Source organism: Duncaniella sp., from assembly GCF_029056165.1.
Classification (GTDB): Bacteria; Bacteroidota; Bacteroidia; order Bacteroidales; family Muribaculaceae; genus Duncaniella.
In genome coordinates, this window is sequence record NZ_JAIDBW010000012.1 from 212,685 (window position 1) to 236,302 (window position 23,618).

General features: G+C 48.2%; 19 protein-coding genes and 1 tRNA gene. 15 read left to right on the forward strand and 5 right to left on the reverse strand.

The window, feature by feature from the left end; translation table 11 throughout:
* Positions 1-31: 31 nt before the first annotated feature.
* Both mtaB and K2G41_RS02815 read left to right on the forward strand, forming a co-directional pair.
* Complete coding sequence (mtaB, locus tag K2G41_RS02810; RefSeq protein WP_300114106.1) at positions 32-1,357, forward strand: tRNA (N(6)-L-threonylcarbamoyladenosine(37)-C(2))-methylthiotransferase MtaB; 1,326 nt, start codon at positions 32-34, stop codon at positions 1,355-1,357.
* Positions 1,354-2,382, forward strand: coding sequence for a glycosyltransferase family 2 protein (locus K2G41_RS02815; RefSeq protein ID WP_300114108.1), 1,029 nt, complete (start codon positions 1,354-1,356; stop codon positions 2,380-2,382). The genes mtaB and K2G41_RS02815 overlap by 4 nt, the downstream gene beginning before the upstream one ends.
* Before the next feature lie 42 nt (positions 2,383-2,424).
* On the opposite strand, the gene surE is transcribed toward K2G41_RS02815, so the two are convergent.
* Positions 2,425-3,201 (reverse strand): 5'/3'-nucleotidase SurE, encoded by a 777-nt coding sequence (gene surE, locus K2G41_RS02820; protein WP_300114109.1) that lies wholly within the window; start codon positions 3,199-3,201, stop codon positions 2,425-2,427.
* 193 nt (positions 3,202-3,394) lie between these two features.
* Between surE and K2G41_RS02825 the strand changes: the two genes are divergently transcribed.
* Both K2G41_RS02825 and K2G41_RS02830 read left to right on the forward strand, forming a co-directional pair.
* The gene (locus K2G41_RS02825) at positions 3,395-3,829 is read left to right on the forward strand and encodes a DUF4293 family protein (protein ID WP_300114110.1); all 435 of its coding nucleotides are present in this window, start codon (positions 3,395-3,397) and stop codon (positions 3,827-3,829) included.
* A 348-nt stretch (positions 3,830-4,177) separates the two neighbouring features.
* Positions 4,178-5,677: a DUF6377 domain-containing protein gene (locus tag K2G41_RS02830; protein ID WP_300114112.1), complete on the forward strand. Its 1,500-nt coding sequence runs from the start codon at positions 4,178-4,180 to the stop codon at positions 5,675-5,677.
* A gap of 853 nt (positions 5,678-6,530) precedes the next feature.
* Here K2G41_RS02830 and K2G41_RS02835 read toward each other — a convergent pair.
* Entirely contained in the window at positions 6,531-7,460 is a 930-nt protein-coding gene (locus tag K2G41_RS02835) for a DMT family transporter (protein WP_300114114.1), read from the reverse strand.
* Between the two features lie 128 nt (positions 7,461-7,588).
* Between K2G41_RS02835 and K2G41_RS02840 the strand changes: the two genes are divergently transcribed.
* A complete protein-coding gene (locus tag K2G41_RS02840; protein ID WP_300114116.1) occupies positions 7,589-8,362 on the forward strand; it encodes a polyphenol oxidase family protein in 774 nt (257 codons plus the stop codon).
* A 450-nt stretch (positions 8,363-8,812) separates the two neighbouring features.
* The gene (gene dnaA / locus K2G41_RS02845) at positions 8,813-10,201 is read left to right on the forward strand and encodes a chromosomal replication initiator protein DnaA (RefSeq protein ID WP_300114119.1); all 1,389 of its coding nucleotides are present in this window, start codon (positions 8,813-8,815) and stop codon (positions 10,199-10,201) included.
* A gap of 136 nt (positions 10,202-10,337) precedes the next feature.
* Here the strand turns inward: dnaA and K2G41_RS02850 are convergent, their stop codons facing one another.
* Complete coding sequence (locus tag K2G41_RS02850) at positions 10,338-10,826, reverse strand: type I restriction enzyme HsdR N-terminal domain-containing protein (RefSeq protein WP_300114122.1); 489 nt, start codon at positions 10,824-10,826, stop codon at positions 10,338-10,340.
* Between the two features lie 120 nt (positions 10,827-10,946).
* Here K2G41_RS02850 and holA point away from each other — a divergent pair, with 120 nt between their 5' ends.
* The 4 genes from holA to K2G41_RS02870 all read left to right on the forward strand — a co-directional run bounded on the left by holA (position 10,947) and on the right by K2G41_RS02870 (position 15,344).
* On the forward strand, positions 10,947-11,981 hold the full coding sequence (gene holA, locus K2G41_RS02855) for a DNA polymerase III subunit delta (RefSeq protein ID WP_300114124.1): 1,035 nt from the start codon (positions 10,947-10,949) through the stop codon (positions 11,979-11,981).
* Between the two features lie 108 nt (positions 11,982-12,089).
* Positions 12,090-12,551, forward strand: coding sequence for a Fur family transcriptional regulator (locus tag K2G41_RS02860; RefSeq protein WP_300114127.1), 462 nt, complete (start codon positions 12,090-12,092; stop codon positions 12,549-12,551).
* Positions 12,552-12,617: 66 nt separating this feature from the next.
* On the forward strand, positions 12,618-13,892 hold the full coding sequence (locus tag K2G41_RS02865; protein ID WP_300114130.1) for an adenylosuccinate synthase: 1,275 nt from the start codon (positions 12,618-12,620) through the stop codon (positions 13,890-13,892).
* A 207-nt stretch (positions 13,893-14,099) separates the two neighbouring features.
* Complete coding sequence (locus K2G41_RS02870) at positions 14,100-15,344, forward strand: DUF1015 domain-containing protein (RefSeq protein ID WP_300114132.1); 1,245 nt, start codon at positions 14,100-14,102, stop codon at positions 15,342-15,344.
* 153 nt (positions 15,345-15,497) lie between these two features.
* Here K2G41_RS02870 and K2G41_RS02875 read toward each other — a convergent pair whose 3' ends face one another.
* Positions 15,498-16,130: a C40 family peptidase gene (locus tag K2G41_RS02875; RefSeq protein ID WP_300114135.1), complete on the reverse strand. Its 633-nt coding sequence runs from the start codon at positions 16,128-16,130 to the stop codon at positions 15,498-15,500.
* Positions 16,131-16,708: 578 nt separating this feature from the next.
* Between K2G41_RS02875 and K2G41_RS02880 the strand changes: the two genes are divergently transcribed.
* Positions 16,709-18,364 carry a diphosphate--fructose-6-phosphate 1-phosphotransferase gene (locus tag K2G41_RS02880; RefSeq protein ID WP_300114138.1) on the forward strand — a complete coding sequence of 552 codons (1,656 nt, stop codon included), beginning with the start codon at positions 16,709-16,711 and terminating at the stop codon, positions 18,362-18,364.
* 952 nt (positions 18,365-19,316) lie between these two features.
* On the opposite strand, the gene K2G41_RS02885 is transcribed toward K2G41_RS02880, so the two are convergent.
* Positions 19,317-19,391: transfer RNA gene (locus K2G41_RS02885), tRNA-Glu, on the reverse strand.
* Positions 19,392-19,705: 314 nt separating this feature from the next.
* Between K2G41_RS02885 and rsfS the strand changes: the two genes are divergently transcribed.
* The 4 genes from rsfS (at position 19,706) to K2G41_RS02905 (ending at position 23,533) form a co-directional block, all read left to right on the forward strand.
* On the forward strand, positions 19,706-20,068 hold the full coding sequence (rsfS, locus tag K2G41_RS02890; RefSeq protein ID WP_300114141.1) for a ribosome silencing factor: 363 nt from the start codon (positions 19,706-19,708) through the stop codon (positions 20,066-20,068).
* A gap of 42 nt (positions 20,069-20,110) precedes the next feature.
* A complete protein-coding gene (gene ftsH, locus K2G41_RS02895; RefSeq protein WP_300114145.1) occupies positions 20,111-22,279 on the forward strand; it encodes an ATP-dependent zinc metalloprotease FtsH in 2,169 nt (722 codons plus the stop codon).
* A 286-nt stretch (positions 22,280-22,565) separates the two neighbouring features.
* Positions 22,566-23,255 carry a hypothetical protein gene (locus K2G41_RS02900; protein ID WP_300114148.1) on the forward strand — a complete coding sequence of 230 codons (690 nt, stop codon included), beginning with the start codon at positions 22,566-22,568 and terminating at the stop codon, positions 23,253-23,255.
* Entirely contained in the window at positions 23,249-23,533 is a 285-nt protein-coding gene (locus K2G41_RS02905) for a transcriptional regulator (protein WP_300114587.1), read from the forward strand. The genes K2G41_RS02900 and K2G41_RS02905 overlap by 7 nt, the downstream gene beginning before the upstream one ends.
* Positions 23,534-23,618 lie beyond the last annotated feature (85 nt).

Here is a 23,618-nt window from a genome sequence, read left to right on the forward strand (position 1 = left end):
ACACTAATCCAGATATCTAACTCAACGCAGATTGATCGACAAGACAACATTCGGCACACGGACAGCCCTCTTCCATACATTCGGCTGTAAACTCAACTTTGCTGAGACATCTACCGTCGCGCGTATCTTTGCATCGCGCGGCATTCAGCGTGTCCACGAAGGTGATACGCCTGACTATGTGGTTATCAATAGTTGTAGCGTTACGGAGATTGCCGACAAGAAATGTCGTCAGGCCATACGTTCCTTCGCGCGCCGCTTCCCCGAAGCACGAATAATCGTCACCGGTTGCTATGCGCAGCTGAAACCCGATGAAGTCCGTTCGCTTCCGGGTGTGGCCGTCGTGGCGGGTACTGACCGTAAGCTTGAGCTTGCTGATTATCTTGACAAGGTTCTTGCCGGCGATGAAGCGGAGGGGACAACCTTCATAACACCTTTGAAGGAGATACGGAAATTCTCACCTTCCTGCTCGCGTGGAGACCGCACGCGCTATTTCCTCAAAGTGCAGGACGGATGTGATTATTATTGTTCATACTGCACCATCCCTATGGCGCGCGGGCGCAGCCGTTCGGGTTCGATTGACGCGATCGTCGCTCAGGCTCGTGAAGTGGCGGCCGAGGGTGGAAAAGAGATAGTGATTACCGGTGTCAACATCGGTGATTTCGGAAAGGGGACTGATGAGACTTTCATGGATCTATGCCGTCGTCTCGATGAGGTCGAGGGTATAGAGCGTTACCGCATTTCATCCATCGAGCCGAACCTGCTCACCGATGAACTGATTGACTTCGTTGCTACCTCGCGCAGATTCATGCCGCATTTCCATATCCCCCTTCAGAATGGCAGCGATGAGGTGCTCCGTCTGATGCGACGCCGTTATGACACGGCTCTTTTCCGCAGGAAGATCGAACACATACGCCGTGTGATGCCCGATGCTTTCATCGGCGTCGATCTGATCGTAGGTGCGAGGGGTGAGACTGAGGAACGCTTTGAGGAATCGCGTGCCTTTGTTGAATCATTGCCCATATCGCGGCTTCATGTATTTACTTATAGTGAACGTCCCGGCACCCGTGCGCTTGAGATCGAGCATGAGGTGACGCAGGAGGAGAAGCACCGCCGGACGCGCATCATGCTTGCCATTTCGGAAAAGAAACTCAAGGAGTTTACCGAACGTTTTGTCGGCACGGTCCGCCCGATGCTCGTCGAGCATCCGCGTCATGACGGTTCTATGGCCGGATTTACCGATAATTATCTTCGTGTCAACATAGCTCCGCGTCCGGAATTGTCCAATAAGATCTGTCCCGTGAGGATAGTCTCCGTGCATCCTGAAGGCGAAGAATCGGAGGGGGAAATAGTGGAATGAGTGCGCCTGCGACATCGCCGCGAGTAGCGGTAATCATTCTTAACTGGAACGGTGCGAAACTGCTCCGGGAATATCTGCCATCGGTCGTGGAGCATACTCCGAGGGAAATTGCAGATGTGATTGTTGCGGATAACGGTTCAACCGACGATTCGCTTGAAGTCCTCCGCAACGAATTTCCGACTGTACGCCGAATTGAATTTGATGAGAATCACGGTTTTGCTGAAGGTTACAATCTTGCCATAAGGGCAATAGCTGATGACTATCGTTACACTGTCCTACTGAACTCGGATGTCGCGGTTGACAGTGACTGGCTCACTCCGCTCTATGATTTCATGGAGTCACATCCACAAGTAGGGGCAGTGCAGCCCAAGCTTTTATCGCTGATGAAACCTGCGGAGTTTGAATATGCAGGAGCAATGGGCGGTTTCCTTGACCGTAACGGTTACCCCTATTGTCGCGGTCGTGTTTTCGATACTCTTGAGGTCGATCATGGCCAGTATGACACCCCGATGGAAGTGCAGTGGGCATCCGGAGCGGCTCTTATGGTTGATACACGGCTCTATCTCGCCTGTGGTGGGCTGGACAAGGACTTTTTCGCCCACATGGAGGAGATTGATCTCTGCTGGCGCATGCGTCTTGCCGGACGGGAAGTGTGGGCTATACCTGACGGACATGTCTATCATTTAGGTGGCGGAAGCCTCCCGGCTTCTAATCCGCGTAAGACATATCTGAACTTCCGCAACAATCTCCTGATGCTTCACAAAAATCTTCCTGCGAAGATCAGGGGGCGCAAGCTTTTCAGCCGTCGTCTGCTCGACACGCTTGCATGGGCCAAGTTTATGGCTACGTTCGATTTTAAAAATGCGTCGGCGATCGTAAAGGCGCATCGTGATTTTGCAAAGATGCGGAAAAAATATGACCGGTGGGATGCACCGGCCGATCTGATCAAAGATAATCCGAATATCTTGGTCGAGTATTACCTTAAAGGTCACAAACGCTTCGCTGAGATTAACTGCAAAAAATGATTAATCGCGTCAAATTAAATTAACCGCGATACTTGCAGCCTCTCACTCTTCCCTGCTCATTAAATTTTCGATATTTCCGATCTCATCCACCGCTGTCTGATCAGGACGGATGGGAACAATGGTTCCGTACTGACGTTTAAGCCAGTATTCATCGGTCGCGGGATCGTCCGGCTGTTCGTTGTGAAGCTTTCCTGTCAACCAGTAGAACGGAGTGCCGTGTGGAGTAGCGTATGTGGCATATTCTTCAGTCCATCGGCTCTTGGCTGCGCGTACCACCTTCATGCCGAGTGGGGTACATTCTTTAGGGAAATTTACATTGAGGCATATTCCTTCCGGCAGACCTTCGCGGATCACTTTGGCTGTGATCTCTCTGACGAAAGGTGTGAGCGGATCGAAATCGGCATTCGGTGAATGACTTAGAAGTGAGTAGCCGATGGAGGGGATACCGAGAATGCAGCCTTCCATTGTCGCTCCCATTGTGCCGGAATAGATATTGTTGATTGCGGCGTTCGATCCATGGTTTATTCCTGAAAGAATAAGATCTGGACGTCGGTCGAGTACGGCATACATTGCAAGCTTCACGCAATCGACGGGAGTACCGCTCACTGTAAAGACTTGTGCTCCGTCGATTGTCGGATGCTCTTCTATATATAAAGGTGTGTTTACGGTTATGGCGGAGGATTTTCCGGACTGAGGAGTGGCCGGTGCGACAACGACGACATCGCCGAGGGTGACAGCGATACGCGTAAGATGTTCGAGGCCGCGTGCACCAAGGCCGTCGTCGTTAGTGATCAGTATCAGGGGCCGTTTTTGTTCCATAATTGACCTGTAATGGGGTTTCGATAAGACAATGATGTGTATTTTCCTACAAAATTACGACAAATCACCAACTAATAGGATGGACGATTGTTAAATTTTTAGTATATTTGACAAAAAATAGGGCGTCGGCTATCCTCTTGCCGGCACATTTGTCAGTAAAATAGATAAACATCAATTCTAAAATTCAATAATTATGCAGATTCAACGTATTCAGACCGTTTACATCTTCCTCGCTATGGTAGCGATGGCGATTTTCCTTATTGTGCCTTATGGTGAAGTGCTTTCAGTCGGTGCAGAGCCGGTTGTAGGTGAAAAACTCTACACCATGTATGAATACGGGCTACTTATCCCGGCGGCGGCAGCGGTTGTGCTTCTTATTGCTGATATTTTCTTCTATCGCAATATGCCTCTGCAGCGTTCTGTCCTCGTCATTTCGCTTCTTCTCACATTGTGTTGCATCGCTGTGGTGTGCTTCACTCTCTTTAAACAAGCCGATGCCGAAGGCGTTGAAGCAGCTTTCTCTGTGTGGGATATATTGCTTCCTATAGCCGTTGTCTTTGAAATTCTCGGACTCAGTGCCATAAAGCGAGACATAAAACTGCTTAACTCCTACAACCGTCTGCGCTGATTCCTCGAAATGGAATGCTAATAGATTTTGCATTTGTTCCCGTCAAGGGAACAGATGTACCCAAGTTGGAAACATTATAGAATTTTTTGCGTCTCTACCTTTGGCAGAGGCGTTTTTTATGCTAATTTTGTGAGGAAATTTTATCTCAAACCTCATATAAGAGCAGTTTGCTAACTGTTTTTTACCGTCGGCACTTTTGCATATCTTACTGACCGTATTTGCTGTACTGATGGATTAACTTTTGCAACCGGAGTCCGGACGGCCTTAACTCTATTATGCTTGATGAAAAAAATAATCATCATTTTTATTATATTATCATTTTCTCCTGCGCTGTTCGGCGCGGGTAAAATGCCTGATACCGTCAGCGGTATCCTCGATCTGCTTGATAAGGAACTTGCAAAGAGGGATAGTTATGTCAACATCCGTAACCACAGGATAGATTCCCTCAAGAACTGCATAGCTTCTGATTCACTTATCTCCGAGGAAGCTTTCTTCACTCTTGGTGAGATGACTGGAAAGCTTAATGCCGATTCTGCCGTGATGGTGTTTTCCGATGGTTTCTACAGGGCTATTAATAATAATGACCCCAAAGCGGCACAGCGTTTTCTCATCGGTCGCGTTCCGGCACTTTGCAGGCTCAACTCCACTCCGGAGGCAATGAGGGATCTCGCGCTCATTGAGTCGCTCGGTGATTTTCCTGAAAATAATAATATGTATTACGAGGTGGCCCGTGATCTGTACTATACAATGGCGGAGATCTTTGAGGGGACCGCAATGCACGATAATTATATTAAACCGGGACTTGAATTTGCAAAGAAATACGGGGCTATACTTGATCCGGACTCTTACGAAGCAAAACTCAATGCGGCAATGATTTTCTATGCTCAGGGCAATGATCCGATGTTTATTGCATCGCTTCTTGAAATTGTGAGGGATATGCCTGCGGATACACCGGTTTACTCAATGGCTCTTACGGCTCTTGGCGGCCGATTCGCGCTGCTTGACCGTCCGGAGGAGGCTATCCCATATCTTGCCAAGGCCGCTATAAGTGAGGTTCGTGACGGAGACCGTCAGGGAACAGCACTCATCCGTCTCGGTACGGCTCTTTATGAACTGAAAGATTTTGCACGGGCACATAAATATCTGTCGATCGCACTTGAGCAGGCTATAAAGGGCGATGCCAAGACCAATAGTATAATGGTATCTACTGCATTGATGCCTGTGTCCAATGAACTTCGTTCGCAAGAACGTTCGCGCAATTTTATGCTCATAGGGCTTATAGTCAGCCTCGGTGGTGGACTGCTCTTGCTCCTTCGCCTCTACGGAGGGAAGAAGAGGCGCATGCGTGAGCTCGAAAATATAAAGCAGCAGCTTGCTCAGGCTAATCTTGCGAAGGAGGCGTATATTGCCGACTTCATGAATCTTTCGTCAAGCTTTATGGAGAGTCTGGAGGATTTCAATCGGGTGTGTAAGCGTAAGATCACTGCCGGACAGACTGATGATCTGCTGGAGCTGATAAAAAATAGAAAATTTATTGAGGAGCAACGAAATAAGTTTGATGATATATTCGATGATTCATTCCTTGCCATCTATCCGACTTTTGTAGAGGATGTGAACAAGCTTCTGCTTCCTGACAAGCGTATAGTATCGAGCGGAAAGAATGTTCTTCCAACCGAATTGCGGGTTCTTGCGTTCACGCGTCTCGGTGTCGAGGACACGGCTATGATAGCCCGTTTCCTTGGTGTGACTCTAAACACTATCTATACTTATCGTAACAAGTTGCGCAATAAAGCCATCTCGCGTGAGACTTTTGATTCGGATGTGATGAAGATCGGAGTTATAGCCTGATTGTGGTCAGCTTGTGTGTGGTTTTTAGCCTCATATTCATGGATTCAACCGGTATAGATGTCCTTGATAACCTATAAAACAACTTGTATTCATTGCGAGTAGTGATTGGTATAAATCCTTGAATTTTAGTGATATATATTAGGATGTGTCTTTATATGACTTATATTTTCAGTCGATGGTATTGCATTCGGATTGAAAACGTTCTATCTTTGCGTTATGATAATTAAAGCAGAGTATAAGAATTGAATAAGCACATAATTCAGATAGGTAAGATTTAGATGTAATAGGTATTAAAGATTTGTTTTTTTGTTAGAATTAGAAGAACTATTTAACTACGTTAGATTCTGTTGAGAGCAGTCCTCGTGAGGAAGACTGCTCTTTTTTTCGCACTGACTTTTACCCATGCTTTTTCCATCGGATGTGCAATGTATCCCGATCTCTGCACGTTAGGTGTGATATGGTTGATCCGGGAGGGCTTCGGTAGTGTTGATATTTCAGATTTAGGGTATTATTTGTTTCACAGGACGTTTAAATATCGGCGTTACAATGTTATATTACAGTTTAGATACGCAAAGATTGACGATGTGCGTAATGCCTTGGTTGATAGTTATTAATATTTATTTTGATTGATATAGTATTTATAATATACGATAAAGTGCATACGCTCGCTTCTGATATGTGCTAAATTTGCGATGTGTAAAATTTTAATCAGTTTTTGGATTGTAATAATCACGATTTTAAAGTGAAGATTATTCGTTAACTTTAGCTAAGTATTTAGAACAATTAAACAAGGGCTACTTCGTGAGAAGCAGCCCTTGCGATGTTTTTAGGTACTTGTGTTCCGACAATCGCACTAATGCGCGGATTTGTCCACGTCGGTTGCCGCCGGAGCAGCGGCCTTACTTATGGTGACCAGATAGACTCCGGAGAAAATAAGCGCGACAGCTATCACCTTCACGGGAGTGAATCTGTCCAGACCAAGATAGACACCAATCAGTGAAGCCACGATAGGCTGAACGTAGTTATACATACCGACGAGCGTGGGGCGGAGGTTTTTCTGACCGATCATTGTAAGGATGTATGCAAGGAAAGTGGCGATTACCACTACATAGCCCACGCCGGCGATTTCAGTGTGTGAGATAGAACCCCAGTCGGTATGGATCCACTCTCCGATAGATAGTGGGAAGGCTACGATAGCGGCGAAGGTGAACATCCATTTCATGAGTGTGAAGACCGAATACTTCTTTATGAAATTTTTGTAGAATGTCAGATAGAGCGCGTAGCTGAGCTGTGCGGTCAGCACGAGCAGATCGCCGAGCATTGGATTGTCACCTTTAAGTGCGGATTTGCTCCCTCCGAATACGAGCAACAGCGCGCCTGACGCTCCGAGGGCGATACCTCCGGCTTTCTTCCAAGTGATAGGTTCTTTAAGGATGACTGCTGCGAGAAACATTACCCACAGCGGCATGGTCGTCGTGATTATGGATGCCTCACCGGGTGAAGTTAGACCTATGCCTGAAATGTAGCTGCCCTGATTGAAAACAATGCCGAGCATTCCTGCGCCTGCCAGTCTCAGGAGGTCGCGGGCCGGGACATGTTCATAGCGGGTAAAGATCGAGGCGATCCAGAAGAGGATGGCTGCGCCTATGATGCGGAAGTTGGTGAGGAGGATAGGGGAGATAATACCTGCCGTAAGCACTATTTTTGCTATTGGTGCCATCATTCCCCATGTCATGTTGGCTCCCAGCATGGCGAGATGGCCTTTCAGCTTGAAATCTTTCATCGTGAATGTGTGATTTATCCCTTGAATTGAATTAATTTTGCAGAGTGTCTGAAAAATCCGGCGCAAAAGTATAACAAAACCTACAGATGGCAAAATCATGCTGTAAAAAATCTACCTTGGATAATTTTATGTGCGAACGTGAGAAATTGATGCCTGACTGGCTTAACGTGATTGCTGACGAACCGGATTACTCCGTGATGTTTACCTCCCGTGGTACAGTCGGAGCTGATGCCGGGCATTATGATGGTTTCAACGTGTGTCATTATACCGGCGATGCCCCCGCCCATATAGAGTCCTGCCGGATGGATCTTTCGGAGGCCACCGGAATTGAAAAGGATTGTTGGGTCATACCGCGCCAGACCCATTCGACCGTTGTGAGAGTGATCGACGGCACTCCGGCTGATTCGGATTTCGAAGGTGTCGATGGTGTGGTGACATCCTTGAGAGGTCTTGCGGTCGGAGTCTCTACAGCCGACTGCATTCCCTTGATCATGGTTGATCCTGTGGCCGGAGTTGTCGCTGCGATTCATGCTGGATGGCGTGGAGCGATCGGCGGTATTGTGGAAGCCGGAGTGGATGCGATGGAACGAGTCGGAGCTGATGCCAGCCGTATCCGGACCTATTTCGGCCCTGCGATCTGTGTGGATTGTTTCGAGGTAGGGGAGGAGGTGGCTGTCCGTTTTCCGGAGGAGTGCATAGTGCGTTTTTCTGACGGCCGTCGTCCGCATGTCGATCTCCCGGCGTATGTCAGGCGTGAATTGTTGCGTTGCGGACTTTCACCTGAGAATGTTGGACATTTTGACAATCATTTATGCACTCGTTGTCATCCTCTCCGCTATTTCTCAGCAAGATATTCGGGTGTCAATTCCGGAAGAAATTTCACCTTTGCAGTGCTGAAATGATATTGCCTGCGCTTCTGCCGAAAAAAGTGCTTATTTAGAATTGGTATAAATAATGTTTGGTAGCTGCATCTGTGGAGAGAAGTGTTTATATGACTTGTTTTCAAGACAATTAAGAGCCTTAATAAGTCAGAATACAGCTTAATGGAAAACTTATGAAACGGATTGATTGCGACATAAAATCAGTCAGATAGTGCAGTTAAGTTAAAGTAAAACTTTAAGTGTTGTAGGTTTGCATTTGTAAATAGTTGAAAGTCAGTAATGTGTAGCAGATTTATAACTACCAAATAAAAAAGAACTTGATTTTGAAAAATATTTTTTGGAAATTTGCATAACCGAAACACAATGTCAATACGACTTTTTAAGGCGGATTTTCAAGAACCCTTTTCGTGCAAATAGGTACACGGCCCGTCTGATCAATTGCTTAATTGAAGATTAGCTACCCACTGACCGATGCAGAACGAATATTCCCAAAAATGGGATAAATGTCTGGAGATAATCCGTGACATTCTTCCTCCCGAACAATTCAAATCGTGGTTCAGCCCGCTGACTTTCCGGCGGGTCGAGAACGACGTGCTGAGCATATATTGTCCTACTGAGTATTTTGCCGAACAGCTTGAAGAGCGTTACATCGGTGTGCTTGGTAAGACCCTTAAGCGCGTGTTCGGTTCTAACATACGCCTTATATATGAGTTCCCGATCGTGGCCAACGATCCCGGTACGCAGGTTGCTGTAGGTAGCGCGCATCCGAGTACTGCCGTCAGACCTATGCCGGGTGCGACATCCAATCCGTTCAAGGAGCAGGTGGTCGAGGACATTGATTCGCAGCTCAATCCCGCCTACACTTTCGAGAACTACTGCATAAGCCATAGTAATAAGGTGGCGCAGTCGATCGGTGAGGCGATCGCAAATGATCCGAAACTCAAGACGTTCAACCCTCTCTTTGTCTTCGGCCCCTGCGGCGTCGGTAAGACACATCTTATTCAGGCTATAGGTATCCGTATCAAGGAGCGCAATCCGCGTGCGAGGGTGCTCTATCTCACAGCGCGTCTTTTCGAGAGTCAATACACCGCAGCCGTGCAGCGTGGCAAACTCAATGAATTTTTTAATTTCTACCAGAGTATCGACACGCTGATAATTGACGATATTCAGGATTTCATCGGTAAGGATAAGACGCAGAAGACATTCTATCATATCTTCAACCACCTCAAGCAGAACAATCGTCAGCTCATCCTGTCGAGTGACTGCTCTCCTTCCCAGATGGAGGGTATGCAGGATCGTCTGCTTTCGCGTTTCAAGTCAGGCATGACTGCTCAGCTTGAGCGTCCTGACATTGAGCTCCGCCGCGATGTGCTGTCGCAGAAGTCGCTGCGCGACGGTGTCCGCCTCCCGGCCGATGTTATGGATTTCATTGCCTCTAATGTCACTCAGAGCATCCGTGAGATAGAAGGTGTCGTTGTGTCACTTATGGCTCATGCTACCTGTCTTGACGAAGATATAACTGTCGATCTTGCACGCCGCGTTCTTTCAAATTCTGTTAAGCTTAGCAAGCGCACTGTTAATTTCGAGGCTATTGCACAGACTGTGAGTCAGTTCTATAATATTGAGGTCGATCAGATCTTCACCAAGTCGCGTAAGCGTGAGGTGTCCGATGCCCGTCAGATGGTGATGTATCTGGCGAAAAAGCATACCAAGATGCCGCTTAAAGCGATCGGTACGCGTCTTGGCCGCACTCATGCCACCGTGCTCTACGCTTGCCGTCTGATTGACGAGCGTCTGCCGCTTGAAAAGAAATTGTATGACGACATTTCTAAACTCGAAACAGAGTTATTGGCAGTATGATCCTAATGGATTGTCAGGTCGATACACATAATTTGGGAATAAACTTACCGCCGATGATGTCCTGTCCGGGCTTCATCGGCGGTAAGGTTTATATTGGCTGTAAGTTTGAGTTGTCCTCGCTGTTGGATAGTTTGGCTTAGAGCTGGTCGTAGTGGGGGATCTCTCGTAGAAAGGTGTATTTATCACATTCCGGCTCAAGCCGGCAGCAATAATGATGCAGGCCGTTGCTCACAACGAGGTATCTGACATTGAGCACAAGGCTGTAGCGTGCTATCTGGTCAAACACCTCCTGTGTGATCGTTACCGAAGGAGCTTTGTATTCGACGATCATGAGTGGTTTGCCTGCACGGTCGTGGACCACACTGTCACAGCGTTTTGAAGTCCCGTTGAGTTTTATGGCGATTTCATTACCCATCAATGACGCCGGATAGCCGAGATGCGTGCGCAGGAATGATGTGAAATGCTGTCTTACCCACTCCTCCGGAGTGAGTAGAAGCCATTTGCGTCGCAGGGGATCATACACTTCATCGCCACGCGCCGAACGTCGCAGTCTCACGTCGCCCGGCGGAAGATTCAACGGGCAGATTGCGTGTCTGCTGTCCTTGTCTGTCTCTGTAGGTGCCATAGTAGTGCTAATTTAAGGCAAAGTTAGCAAATTCCGATATAATTGCGTAAATTTACACACTCAAACCCCTTCCGTTACTTATTCCATTTACCGGATCATCAACAGACAATCACTATCCTTATGGCTTCATCTTCTCCGACTTTTCAGGAACTTAAACGGCAGCTCGCTGCGGGTACATCGCTCTCGCCTGTCTATCTTCTTCATGGTGAGGAGGGCTATTATATAGATGAGCTCGTGAAGGACTTCGAGGCTCTTGTCCCGGAAGAGGAGCGCGACTTCAATCTCTACACGCTTTACGCGCCTGAATCCGGAGTGGAGACGGTGATGGATGTGTGTCATCGTTATCCCATGATGGCTGAGCGTCAGGTTGTGATAGTGAAGGAAGCGCAGGCTATACGTGCCGATCAGCTCAACAAACTCCACAGCTATGTCGAGCGGCCAAATCCGACCACTGTGCTCGTGATCTCATGTCGTGGGGCGCAGGCCAAGGGTAAGGAGCTATTGGCTGCTCTGAAGAAAAACGGGGTCATCTTTGAATCGAAGCGTCTCAACGAGCGCAATCTTGTGCCGGCGATCCATGATCTGATAAAGGAAAAGGGACTGAACGTCGATCCGAAGGCTCTCTCGATGCTGCGGGACTATATCGGTGCGGATCTTTCGAGGCTCTACAACGAGATAGATAAGCTTGCGCTCATTCTCGGTAAGGGGGCGATGGTTACACCGGAAGCCATAGAGCGCAACATCGGCATATCCAAGGACTATAATAATTTTGAGCTTGTCGATGCAGTTGTCAGTCGTAATGCGGCCAAGGCATTCACCATCGTGGAATATTTCCGCAACAATCCTAAGAACAACCCGACGGTGATGACCGTATCGTCGCTGTTCAACCAGTTCTCCAACCTTCTCATCTATCACTACACGCGTGACAAAACTCAGAGCGGCTATATGGATGCGCTCGGCCTACGAAACACATGGGGGTTGCGTGTCTATGAGACCGCAGCCCGTAACTACAACGTACGCCAGACCATCGAGATCATCTCGGCAATCCGAGAGTTCGATGCACGTAGCAAGGGCATCGGTTCGCGACAGAATGAATATGATCTCCTGAAGGATCTTATGTTCCACATCCTGACCGCCCGCGGCTTCATCGGCTGACCGATACATCATACGCTGATGCGTTATTTCGTGGCTTCGCAATGCTCGGCAAATTTACTTTAATGAAAATTTGCATATTAGGCCGTGGAATTGTAATTTTGTCGGTTGATGAACGATGAAAAGCGAAAAAGCGATGCCGAAGGCTCACTGCTTCACTATCTCGCCCAGCATCAGTTGCGACGGACACCCGAACGCATGAAGATACTCGACAAAGTGGTGGAGCAACGCGGGAGTTTTACTCCGGCTGACATCCTGCAGTCACTCGCTGATAGCGGATTCAGGCTTAGCCACGGGACGATCTATAACAATCTGAAACTCTTCGAGGCTGCCGGAATAGTGCGTCGGCGCAGAGTGGAGGAGGGAGCGGAGACCTACGAGTGTTCCACCCGTGCTGACGAACATCTCACACTCGTCTGTTCCCGTTGCGGACGCGAACGTGAGATAAAGGATGCGGAGTTGACGCGTCTTTTGAAGCTTCGCCGTTACCCGTCGTTTGCCATGAACGGTTTTGACCTCTACATACATGGTCTTTGTTCACGTTGCCGTGGAGGAGGTCGTGTCCGGAAGTAACAGCCGCAGAAATCAACGTTTGAAGAAATATAATATAGAATAATAAACCATAGAATCTCACAAAACATGAAAGTTGATGTGCTTCTCGGCCTCCAGTGGGGAGACGAAGGAAAAGGTAAGGTAGTTGACGTCCTGACACCGCGCTACGATGCAGTGGCACGTTTTCAGGGTGGTCCGAATGCCGGTCACACTCTGGAGTTCGAGGGTAAGAAATATGTGCTCCGCTCCATTCCCTCAGGCATCTTCCAGCATGGCCAGATCAATATTATCGGCAACGGTGTTGTGCTCGACCCCGTGCTGTTCAAGCAGGAAGCCGAAGAGCTTGAGAAGAGCGGCGTAGATCTCCGTTCGATCCTTAAAATTTCCAAGAAAGTCCATCTGATCACTCCGACTCACCGTCTGCTCGACGCTGCCAACGAGAAGGCTAAGGGTGGAAAGAAGATCGGTACGACCGGCAAGGGTATCGGTCCGACTTACACCGATAAGATCTCCCGCAACGGTCTGCGTCTCGGCGATGTGTTCCATAACTTCAACGAGAAGTATTCCGCTCTCCGCCAGCGTCATCTCGATCAGCTTGAGTCACTCGGATCTAAGCCTGAGAATCTTGATGAACTTGAGGAGAAGTGGATGGATGCCATCGAGTATCTGAAAGGATTCGGAATTGTCGATTCGGAATTCCTGATCAACAGTCTTCTCGCTCAGGGTAAGAGTGTGCTTTGCGAGGGTGCGCAGGGAACGCTGCTCGACATTGACTTCGGTTCATATCCTTTCGTGACTTCATCAAACACCATCAGTGCCGGTGCATGTTCCGGTCTCGGCGTAGCCCCCAACAAGATCGGTGAAGTATTCGGTATTTTCAAGGCTTACTGCACCCGTGTCGGCAGCGGTCCGTTCCCGACAGAGCTTTTTGACGCTACCGGCAAGCGCATCCGTGATCTCGGTCACGAATATGGAGCGGTGACAGGTCGCGAACGTCGTTGCGGATGGATTGACCTCGTGGCTCTTCGCTATGCCATCATGCTCAACGGTGTCACTCAGCTCATCATGATGAAGAGCGACGTGCTCGATGATTTCGATGAAATCAAGGCATGTGTCGCTTATAAGATCAAGGGGGTGGAGACCACGCAGTTCCCCTTCTCGATCGATGAGGATATCGAGCCGGTTTATGTCACGCTTCCCGGTTGGAAGACCGACATGACTAAGATGCAGAGCGAGGATGAATTCCCTGAGAATTTCAAGAACTATATCGCTTTCCTTGAAAAGGAACTCGCCACACCCATCACCATCGTCTCCATCGGTCCTGACCGCAAGCAGACAATCGTCCGCGAGAAGAAGGACTGATAAGGAGTCCGGCAAGACTACCACATATTGAACCTGTCCCGTACTGATAAGGGTAGGACAGGAGAAAACGATAAACGACGTGAGCACATTGCGGCCATGCCGCGCAGGCGGTTCGCAATGTGCTTTCATTTTATCCACACATACTCGCACTTAAACACTTAAATATAACCTCAAAAGTTCTCCCAAACCTGTTAACCTTTAAAAACCATGGCTAAAGTAAAACCATTCAAGGGTATCCGCCCACCGCGCGAGATGGTCACTGAAGTGGCCTCGCATCCCTACGACGTGCTTAATTCCGATGAAGCCCGCAAGGAGGCTGAGGGAAATCCGCGTTCGCTCTACCACATCATCAAACCGGAAATTGATTTCGCTCCCGGAACTGATGAGCACGCCCCCGAAGTCTATGACAAGGCCGTAGAGAATTTCAACGCTTTCTGCGACAACGGTTGGCTTGTGCAGGATGACAAGGATCACTATTACATATATGCGCAGACAATGAACGGCCGCACGCAGTACGGAATCGTGATTGCTGCAAATGTGGCCGACTATATGGAAGGCCGCATAAAGAAGCATGAGCTTACACGCCGCGACAAGGAGGAGGACCGTATGAAGCATGTGCGTATCAATAATGCCAACATCGAGCCGGTGTTCTTTGCTTTCCCTGACAATGAACCCCTTCAGAAGATAATCGACACGGTGACTGCCGGTGAGGCGGAGTATGATTTCACCGCTCCTGACGGTTTCGGCCATCATTTCTGGGTGGTTGATGATCCCGATATGATCACCACCATCACCGAGGAATTTGCCAAGATCCCTTATCTCTATATCGCCGACGGTCATCACCGCTCAGCAGCCGCTGCGCTTGTGGGTCACGAAAAGGCGCAGAACAATCCTGCACATACCGGTGACGAGGAGTATAATTACTTCCTCGCAGTGGCTTTCCCCGCTTCGCATCTCAACATCATCGACTATAACCGCGTGGTCAAGGATCTCAACGGCCTCACGCCTGAAGAGTTCCTCGCACGTGTATCCGAGAATTTCATTGTCGAGGAGAAGGGTGCGGATGAGTATCGTCCCTCCGCTCTCCATAACTTTGCCCTGTATCTTGACGGCAAATGGTATTCGCTCACGGCAAAACCGGGCACATATAACGACAATGATCCCATCGGTGTGCTTGACGTCACGATATCAAGTGATCTGATCCTGCGGGACATTCTCGGCATTACAGATCTCCGTAGCGACAAGCGCATTGACTTCGTGGGTGGTATCCGTGGTCTCGGTGAGCTCAAGAACCGTGTAGATTCCGGTGAGATGGCTATGGCTCTCGCTCTCTATCCAGTTTCGATGAAGCAGCTTATGGATATTGCCGACTCTGGCAACATCATGCCCCCGAAAACCACATGGTTCGAACCCAAACTCCGTTCCGGCCTCATTATCCACCGTCTTGACTAAGAGGGTGTTTAACATTTGCTATGAAATATCCTCTAAGAGATGAGGATTATGAAATATAAAAATCTCACGATACCATCGCGGTATCGTGAGATTTTTCTTTCTATCTATGTCTGATGTCTGAAATTTGGGATCTTAGTTTGAGTTGGAGCCCTCTTATGCTTTAGGCTCGGAGGGGATGATGCGTTTTGCACCGATGTAGCGTTTGGAGTAATATCCACCATCGGGGAAGTTCTGATAGACGACTCCCTGCGAGGATGAGGCATGGATGAATGTGCATGAGCCGTCAGGCTTGACATCAACCACCATTGCCACGTGGCCTACGCGCTTGCGGTTGCCTGCGCTTCCTGAGAAGAACATGAGGTCGCCGGGGCGTAGATCATCTTTTGCCACCTTCTCGCCCTCGTTGTACTGCGATGCTGATGAGCGGCTGAGGTCGATACCGAAGTTTCTGAACACGAAACCTACGAAACCGGAGCAGTCGAAACCTTTGGGGCTTGAGCTGCCGCGACGGTAGCGTGTGCCGAGATATTTGGCAGCAAAATCGGTGATACGGTTGATAAGCTCACCGTTGGCCTCCTCGGCAGGTTTCACATCCTCTGTCACTGCGAAGGGGGAGAATGCCTTTACATTGTCCATGCTTGCAGCCATGAGTGAAGTCCCAGCTTCGACAGCTGCGTTGTGTGCTGCAGGAAGGCGATAGGGGGTAGGGTTCTCAGCCTTTGCGGTCATTGAACCGGCGCAGCTGAATATAAATGATATGATTGCAGTTAAAGCTATTTTTTTCATGATTGTGTTGAGAAGTCTTAATTCAATATCTTATTGAAATGATTGGTCTATTTGATCTTCACACTACAAAATTACATAATTTTCGCCGTCCGTCAAAATGCCAATATGTTGAGACATGGCCAATTGTGGAGTTTAAAAGGTTTTGAAAGAGAATGTAACAGAATTTTGCATATAATGAGCAAATGTTAAAAGATTTGCGGTGTTTTACTGGTTTGAATACAATAATTAACCTATATTAACTATATATTGTTCTCACTTCTTGGGGATATGTGCAATTATTCTTTCTTTTATGACCAATTTTAAAATCAAGTGTTAAAATTTTGGTAATATAATATAAGGTAAATAGTCTGATAATTAGTGAAATGCACATATTTCGAATTGTTGTGTAGTTTACAATATTTTGCATATTTTAACCCTGCCTGCCCCGCCTGATATTTTTGCTGATATTGCCGGCTTGCATTTCTTGATTTTTTGGGAAATAATTGCGACCTTTGCGAGTATCATAGCCTTTGAAGGCTTGATCAGGCGTCTCCTCCCTAACAGAAGTGATAATCAACGTAAATCCTAATAACTTAGAAATGAAAAAAAGTGCTTTGCAGCAAGCCCGCGCGGCTTACAAGCCCCAACTTCCCATCGTGCTTACCGGTGGAGTGAAAATAGTGGAGGGTGAACCCACCCAGTCTGCCGACAATCAGGCCGACATCCAGAAGCTCTTCCCCAACACCTATGGTCTTCCCGAAATCCGTTTTGAGAAAGTTCCCGCAACTGAGTCGGCCAAGCCGATCAATGTCGGCGTGATCCTCTCCGGTGGTCAGGCCCCCGGCGGACACAATGTGATCAGCGGTCTTTTCGACGGTATTAAGAGCATCAACCGCAACAGCCGTCTCTATGGTTTCCTCATGGGCCCCGGTGGTCTCGTGGATCATAAATATAAGGAACTCACAGCCGACATCATCGACGAATATCGCAACACAGGCGGTTTCGACATCATCGGTTCAGGCCGCACTAAGCTTGAGACCAAGGAGCAGTTCGACAAGGGTCTTGAAATCCTCCGCGAACTCGACATCAAGGCTCTCGTGATCATTGGCGGTGACGACTCCAACACCAATGCCGCTATTCTCGCCGAATACTACAAGGCCATCGGTGCGGGCGTTCAGGTGATCGGTGTGCCCAAGACTATCGACGGTGACCTCAAGAACTCCGTTATCGAGACCTCTTTCGGTTTCGACACCGCTACCAAGGTTTATTCCGAAGTCATCGGCAATATCCAGCGCGACTGTAACTCTGCCAAGAAGTACTGGCACTTCATCAAGCTCATGGGTCGCTCCGCTTCACACATCGCCCTCGAATGTGCCCTCCAGTGCCAGCCCAATGTCTGCATCATTTCCGAGGAAGTCGAGGCCAAGAACATGACTCTCGATCAGGTTGTCGATGAGATCGCTGAGGCTGTCGTTGCCCGTGCGAACGACGGCAACAACTACGGCGTTGTCCTCATCCCCGAAGGTCTTATCGAATTCATCCCTGCTGTGAAGGCTCTCATCGCCGAGCTCAATGACCTCCTTGCCGCAAAGGCGGAGGAATTTGCTGCTGTCGATCCTGAAAAGCAGCGCGAATGGGTGATCGCTCACCTCAGCGAGGCTAATGCCAAGACCTATGAGTCACTGCCCGCAGGCGTGGCTCGTCAGCTCACTCTCGACCGTGACCCCCACGGCAATGTGCAGGTTTCGCTCATCGAGACCGAAAAGCTTCTCTCCGAGATGGTCGGCAAGCGTCTTGAGCAGCTTGCGGCTGAAGGCAAGTACAAGGGTAAATACTCAACCATGCACCACTTCTTCGGTTACGAAGGCCGTTGTGCAGATCCCTCGAACTTCGATGCCAACTACTGCTACGCTCTCGGTTTCACTGCCGCATGTCTCATCGCTGCAGGTAAGACCGGCTATATGTCAAGCCTCCGCAACCTTACCCTCGCGCCTGTCAACTGGATTGCCGGTGGTATCCCCATCACTATGATGATGAATATGGAGCGTCGCCACGGTGAGATGAAGCCCGTGATCCGTAAGGCTCTTGTCGAACTCGATGGTGAGCCCTTCCTCAAATTCGCCAAGCATCGTGACGAGTGGAAGCGAGACACCTGCTACACCTATCCCGGTCCCATCCAGTATTTCGGTCCGGCCGAGGTGTCCGATCAGCCTTCGCTCACTCTCGTCTATGAGCAGAAGCGTCGTAAATATTGATCCTGTAGAGAATCAATAAAAAGATTTCGAGAGGTCGCCACACGCAGTTTCATGATCGGTGTGGCGGCCTTTCTTGCCATTGATCCGGCCGACTGGTTCTTATCGGATTACGACGCGCGCCGAGCGTTGCGCAAATGCATATAGTATGGCGTAGCATAAGTAGTATAAAGAGTGGGCATGATGATGGAGTATTGATTTTTTTGTAGAGTAATGTTTTCTAATGTGGTGGAAGGTAAATGATTGATAAGCTGTTGTAATGGTGGAGTAGGGGTGTGAGAGGTGGCTTTTAGGGATTTTACTTGAGGTTGATTGGAATGGAAGGGTGAAGCGTGTTTGAGATATGATGAATTTGGAGGTGAAAGAGCGGCGGATGAATGGAGTTTGTGTGTTATGAGTGTGAAGTGGGATTGATGACGCAAAGTTACAGCCGTTTACTGCCCAAAAAGGTGCGATAATGAAAAAGCAGGTTAACAATTCAACCGGATTTTGCTTCTGACCCGTTAAAATGCGCCGGAATTGCGGCTTGTGGCATTGAAATCCGTATGAAAAATCAGAGGACGCATCGCGCTTTCATGGCTGCGAGGCGTCCTCTGTTATGAAAAACCACACCGGAGAAAGATGATGAAACTCCGAATGACAGGATTTGAGTGCTCGCCGTCCTTTGTAATCCTCCGGGCAATTACGCCTCCCCCGTGAGGGGGATGAGGCCCGCCATTGGGCGGCTAAGCTTGTCTCGGTATTTCAAAAATAATTGATGAGTTTCCCAATCGTGCTCCGGCGTGGGGATATCGTTGTCTCTTCAATTTTATAACACAAAATTAATGCATTTCGTTTGATTTTCCAAATCGAAATTCTAAAAATATTTGATGGGATTCCGTATCCTGCACTACTGTAGGCAGTTTTGGATAGGAGAAAAGAAAAAAGCAACTCCGCGGTCGGAATTGCTTTTGTTTGGTAGCCCATAGCAGAATCGAACTGCTATTTCAAGTGTGAGAAACTTGCGTCCTAACCGTTAGACGAATGGGCCATTTGGCATCGTTGAAGCATCGTTGTTTTGTTTCAACGGTGCAAAGGTATGGAGTTTTTTTGAGCCGTGCAAATTTTTGCGTGCTATTTAACATATTTTTACTTTAGGCGGTCGGTAATTACACCTGATTTGGCATGATTTTTGATAAAACCAAAGGATAGAGACAATTGTTAATAGTAATAGCCGGAACACGATTTGAATCAATTGGGACGGCTTACCGATGGTAATTCAAGGAAAATGATTACCTTTGTGTCTGATTTATCACATATATTTATATTATATTAAAGTTTCAACTCACATCGAGAACAACATTCATGACAGAAAAAACATCTGACATACTGCCCCTCATCATCGAGGGCATCCGTGAACGTAAGGGTCGCAAGATAACAACGGTTGACATGAGCGACATCGATACAGCTGCTGCGCGCAGATTTGTGATCTGCGAGGGTACATCGACCCAGCATGTGGCTGCTGTCGCTGACAGCATACGTGAATATCTTCTGGAAAATGCGGGAGTCAAGCCGTTTAACTATGACGGTTATGGTAATTCGCAATGGATCGTGATTGACTACGGTGACACTCTTGTCCATGTATTCGTCCCGGAGACACGCCATCTCTATGATCTTGAAGATCTGTGGAGCGACGCGCTGATCACTGACTATCCCGATGAGGATTGACCTTTATCCCTTACATATCTATAAATTCAACAGAAAGATCCAATGAGTTCATCCACTCCTCCGAAAAATCCCCTGCCCAAGAAGAAAAAGGGGGGCGTCTTTAATTTCAGTCTGTACTGGTTTTATGCCGCCGCCATAGTGATTCTGCTCGGTATGATGTATATCGACGACAATTCAATTGCCAAGGAGGTCAGCTTCACTAAATTTGAAGAATACGTGTCGGACGGCGGTGTCGGTGACATGACAATTTACACCAACACCAACCGTGCGGAAGCCGTGCTGTCTGATTCACTTGCAAGCAAGATATTTCCCGCAAGCCAGTATCAGAGCGGCAAAGGTACCATCGCCAAGATCGTGACTGACATACCCTCGGCTGACCGTATGCAGGACAAGATCGACGCATGGATAGCCGATGGTGTCTATACAGGTCATGTGAAATATGAGAAAGAATCGGATTATTCAGCCCTTATCTGGACTTTCGGCCCTATAGTGCTCCTTGTGGCCTTCTGGTTCATAATGATGCGTCGTATGTCAGGTGGCGCGAGCGGCGGCGGTGCCGGTGGAGTCTTTAATGTCGGCAAGTCCAAACCCAAGGTCTTTGACAAGGGTGAGGGCACTAACGTGACATTCAAGGATGTGGCCGGTCTGACCGAGGCAAAGACTGAAATCCGTGAGATTGTTGAATTCCTCCGTAATCCACAGCGTTACACCGATCTGGGTGCGAAAATTCCTAAGGGTGCACTTCTTGTAGGCCCTCCCGGAACTGGTAAGACCCTTCTTGCCAAGGCTGTGGCCGGTGAGGCTAACGTCCCGTTCTTCTCCATGTCAGGTTCTGACTTCGTCGAGATGTTTGTGGGTGTCGGTGCATCGCGTGTCCGCGACCTTTTCCGTCAGGCCAAGGAGAAAGCTCCCTGTATCGTGTTCATAGACGAGATTGATGCCGTCGGTCGTGCGCGCGGAAAGAATCCCAACATGGGTGCGAATGACGAGCGTGAGAATACTCTCAATCAGCTCCTTATCGAGATGGACGGTTTCGGAACTAACAGCGGTGTGATCCTCCTCGCGGCTACCAACCGTGCTGATATTCTTGACAAGGCTCTCCTTCGTGCCGGACGTTTTGACCGTCAGATCAACGTGGATCTCCCCGAACTCAAGGATCGTATAGAAATTTTCAATGTCCACCTGCGCAACATCAAGACTGATGATTCAGTGGATGTCGAACTGATGGCCCGTCAGACCCCCGGATTCTGTGGCGCGGACATCGCCAATGTCTGCAACGAGGCTGCCCTCATCGCGGCCCGTGGCAACAAGAAAGCTGTCGATCGTGAGAGCTTCATGGCTGCTATCGACCGTATCATAGGTGGTCTTGAACATAGCTCCAAGATTATTTCGGCAGAGGAAAAGAAGGCTATAGCAATCCATGAGGCAGGCCATGCTACAGTGTCGTGGTTCCTTGAGTACTCGAATGAGATGGTTAAAGTTTCCATCGTACCCCGTGGTATGGCTCTTGGTGCGGCATGGTATATGCCTGAGGAGCGTCAGATCACACCTCTTGAAGCTATGCTTGACCAGATGTGTATGACTCTGGCCGGACGCGCCGCCGAGGAGCTTACGCTCGGTCAGATTTCAACCGGTGCGCTCAACGACCTTGAGAAGGTTACGAAGATGGCATACGCTATAGTAGTTTACTATGGTATGAGCGACAAGATTCCTAATGTGAGCTACTATGATTCGAGCGGTCAGGCCTATGGTTTCTCCAAGCCTTACGGTGGTGAACGCGCGAAGCAGATCGATGACGAGGTTTCGCGCATAATCAATGAGCAGTACGAACGTGCAAAGCAGATCCTCCGCGATCATAAGGACGGTCACGCCAAACTTGCCGAGACACTTCTGACCAAGGAAGTGATGTATGCCGAGGATCTCGTCAACATATTCGGCAAACGTCAATGGAAATCACGCACGGAAGAGATCATGCGTCTTCAGGCCGAGCGCGATGCCGCCCGTAATGCTCTCGAAGAGGGTAACAAGGACAGCGGTAAGGATGATAGCAAGGATAAGCCGTCGGACAGTGTGGATGTGGTTGACGTCACTGAAGCAGTGGTTGAGATTAAACCAGCGGACGACAATCAGACTGAGGACCGACCGGATAAGGGATCGGAAGATAAAGCTGATGACGGTGATACACCTACACCCCCACCATTTAAGAATTAGTAGGACAAAATTTAAGAATTAAGCGAACACAACTTGTCGCGTATGCAGTCTGAACATAGCTTACTGAAAGCAGATCAGATTGCATACGCGACAAGTTGTGTTCGTGCTAAGTCTGTTCTTCTTTCAGTCTTTTCTATCGTTTTAATTCACAGATAAAATTTATTCGAAAAATATTTGGTTTATAAAATAAACTACTTTATATTTGCACTCGGAAATTGATCATAGGACAAAAGCGCGCGAAATTGTCCTATTCTTTTTCAAAATATGGTTTATATTATAAACCGATTTGTATAACAATCAAAAATTAAAATTAAAAATGGAAGAACAGAAAATGACGGGGCAGGAAAGCATCGAACTTATAGCCCGAATGATCAACAGGACACGCCAGCGACTCGAACTTGGGAGAGGTAATATTTTCCTCTTCTGGGGCTATCTGATTATCGCAGTGACAATACTTAAATGGATTTCCGGATATCTCTGCTATTTAGCCGGGCTGATGCCGGAGGCTGGCAGATGGTTGGGGTGGATGTGGTTTCTCATACCTCTGATAGGATGTCCGGTAACAGTGATTCAGCAGCGCAAACGCCGACAGACTTCGCGGGTGCGTTCTTATAGCGATGTATTGTCAGATAAGTTGTGGCGGTTTGTCATCTATCTTGCTATTGCGGGCTTGGTGATTAGTTTCGGATTTTTCGTTGTCGGTTTTCCTATATGGATCATAATGATGCTCTATGCATTTTTTGTAATTGGTTTTGCAACATCCGTGCAGGGGATGATCATACACGAAAAGAGCTTGGTTTACGGAGGTGCCTTCGGAATGATCATAGGTGGTTTTCTTACAGCGAGTCTCATAGCAGGTCTCCGATACCTCATTCAGACAGGTATTTCGCCACTGCTCATAATCACCTATATAATAATGTTCATTATTCCGGGTTATATTATTAACCGTAAAGCAAGAAAGGTGCAGCAATCATGAAGGAACTGAATCCGCTTCTGCATTCGCAACTCCGGCTTGCAATAATGTCCATTCTGATGAATGTGGAAGAAGCTGATTTCGTTTATCTCAAAGAGAAAACCGAATCGACGGCCGGAAATCTTAGCGTGCAGCTCGACAAGTTGTCCTCTGCCGGATATATTTCGATTGACAAAACATTTATCGGTAAGAAACCCCGAACAACGTGTCGCGTCACCGGCCTTGGGAGGAAAGCATTCGAGGAGTATGTCGATGCCCTGAAGGAATATCTTAATCTGTAGCGGCGACATACGGACAAAAAATTGAGGGAGAAGAGTTACGGCAACTCTTCTCCCTCGGCTTCAAAATCAACGTCAAAACTATTGT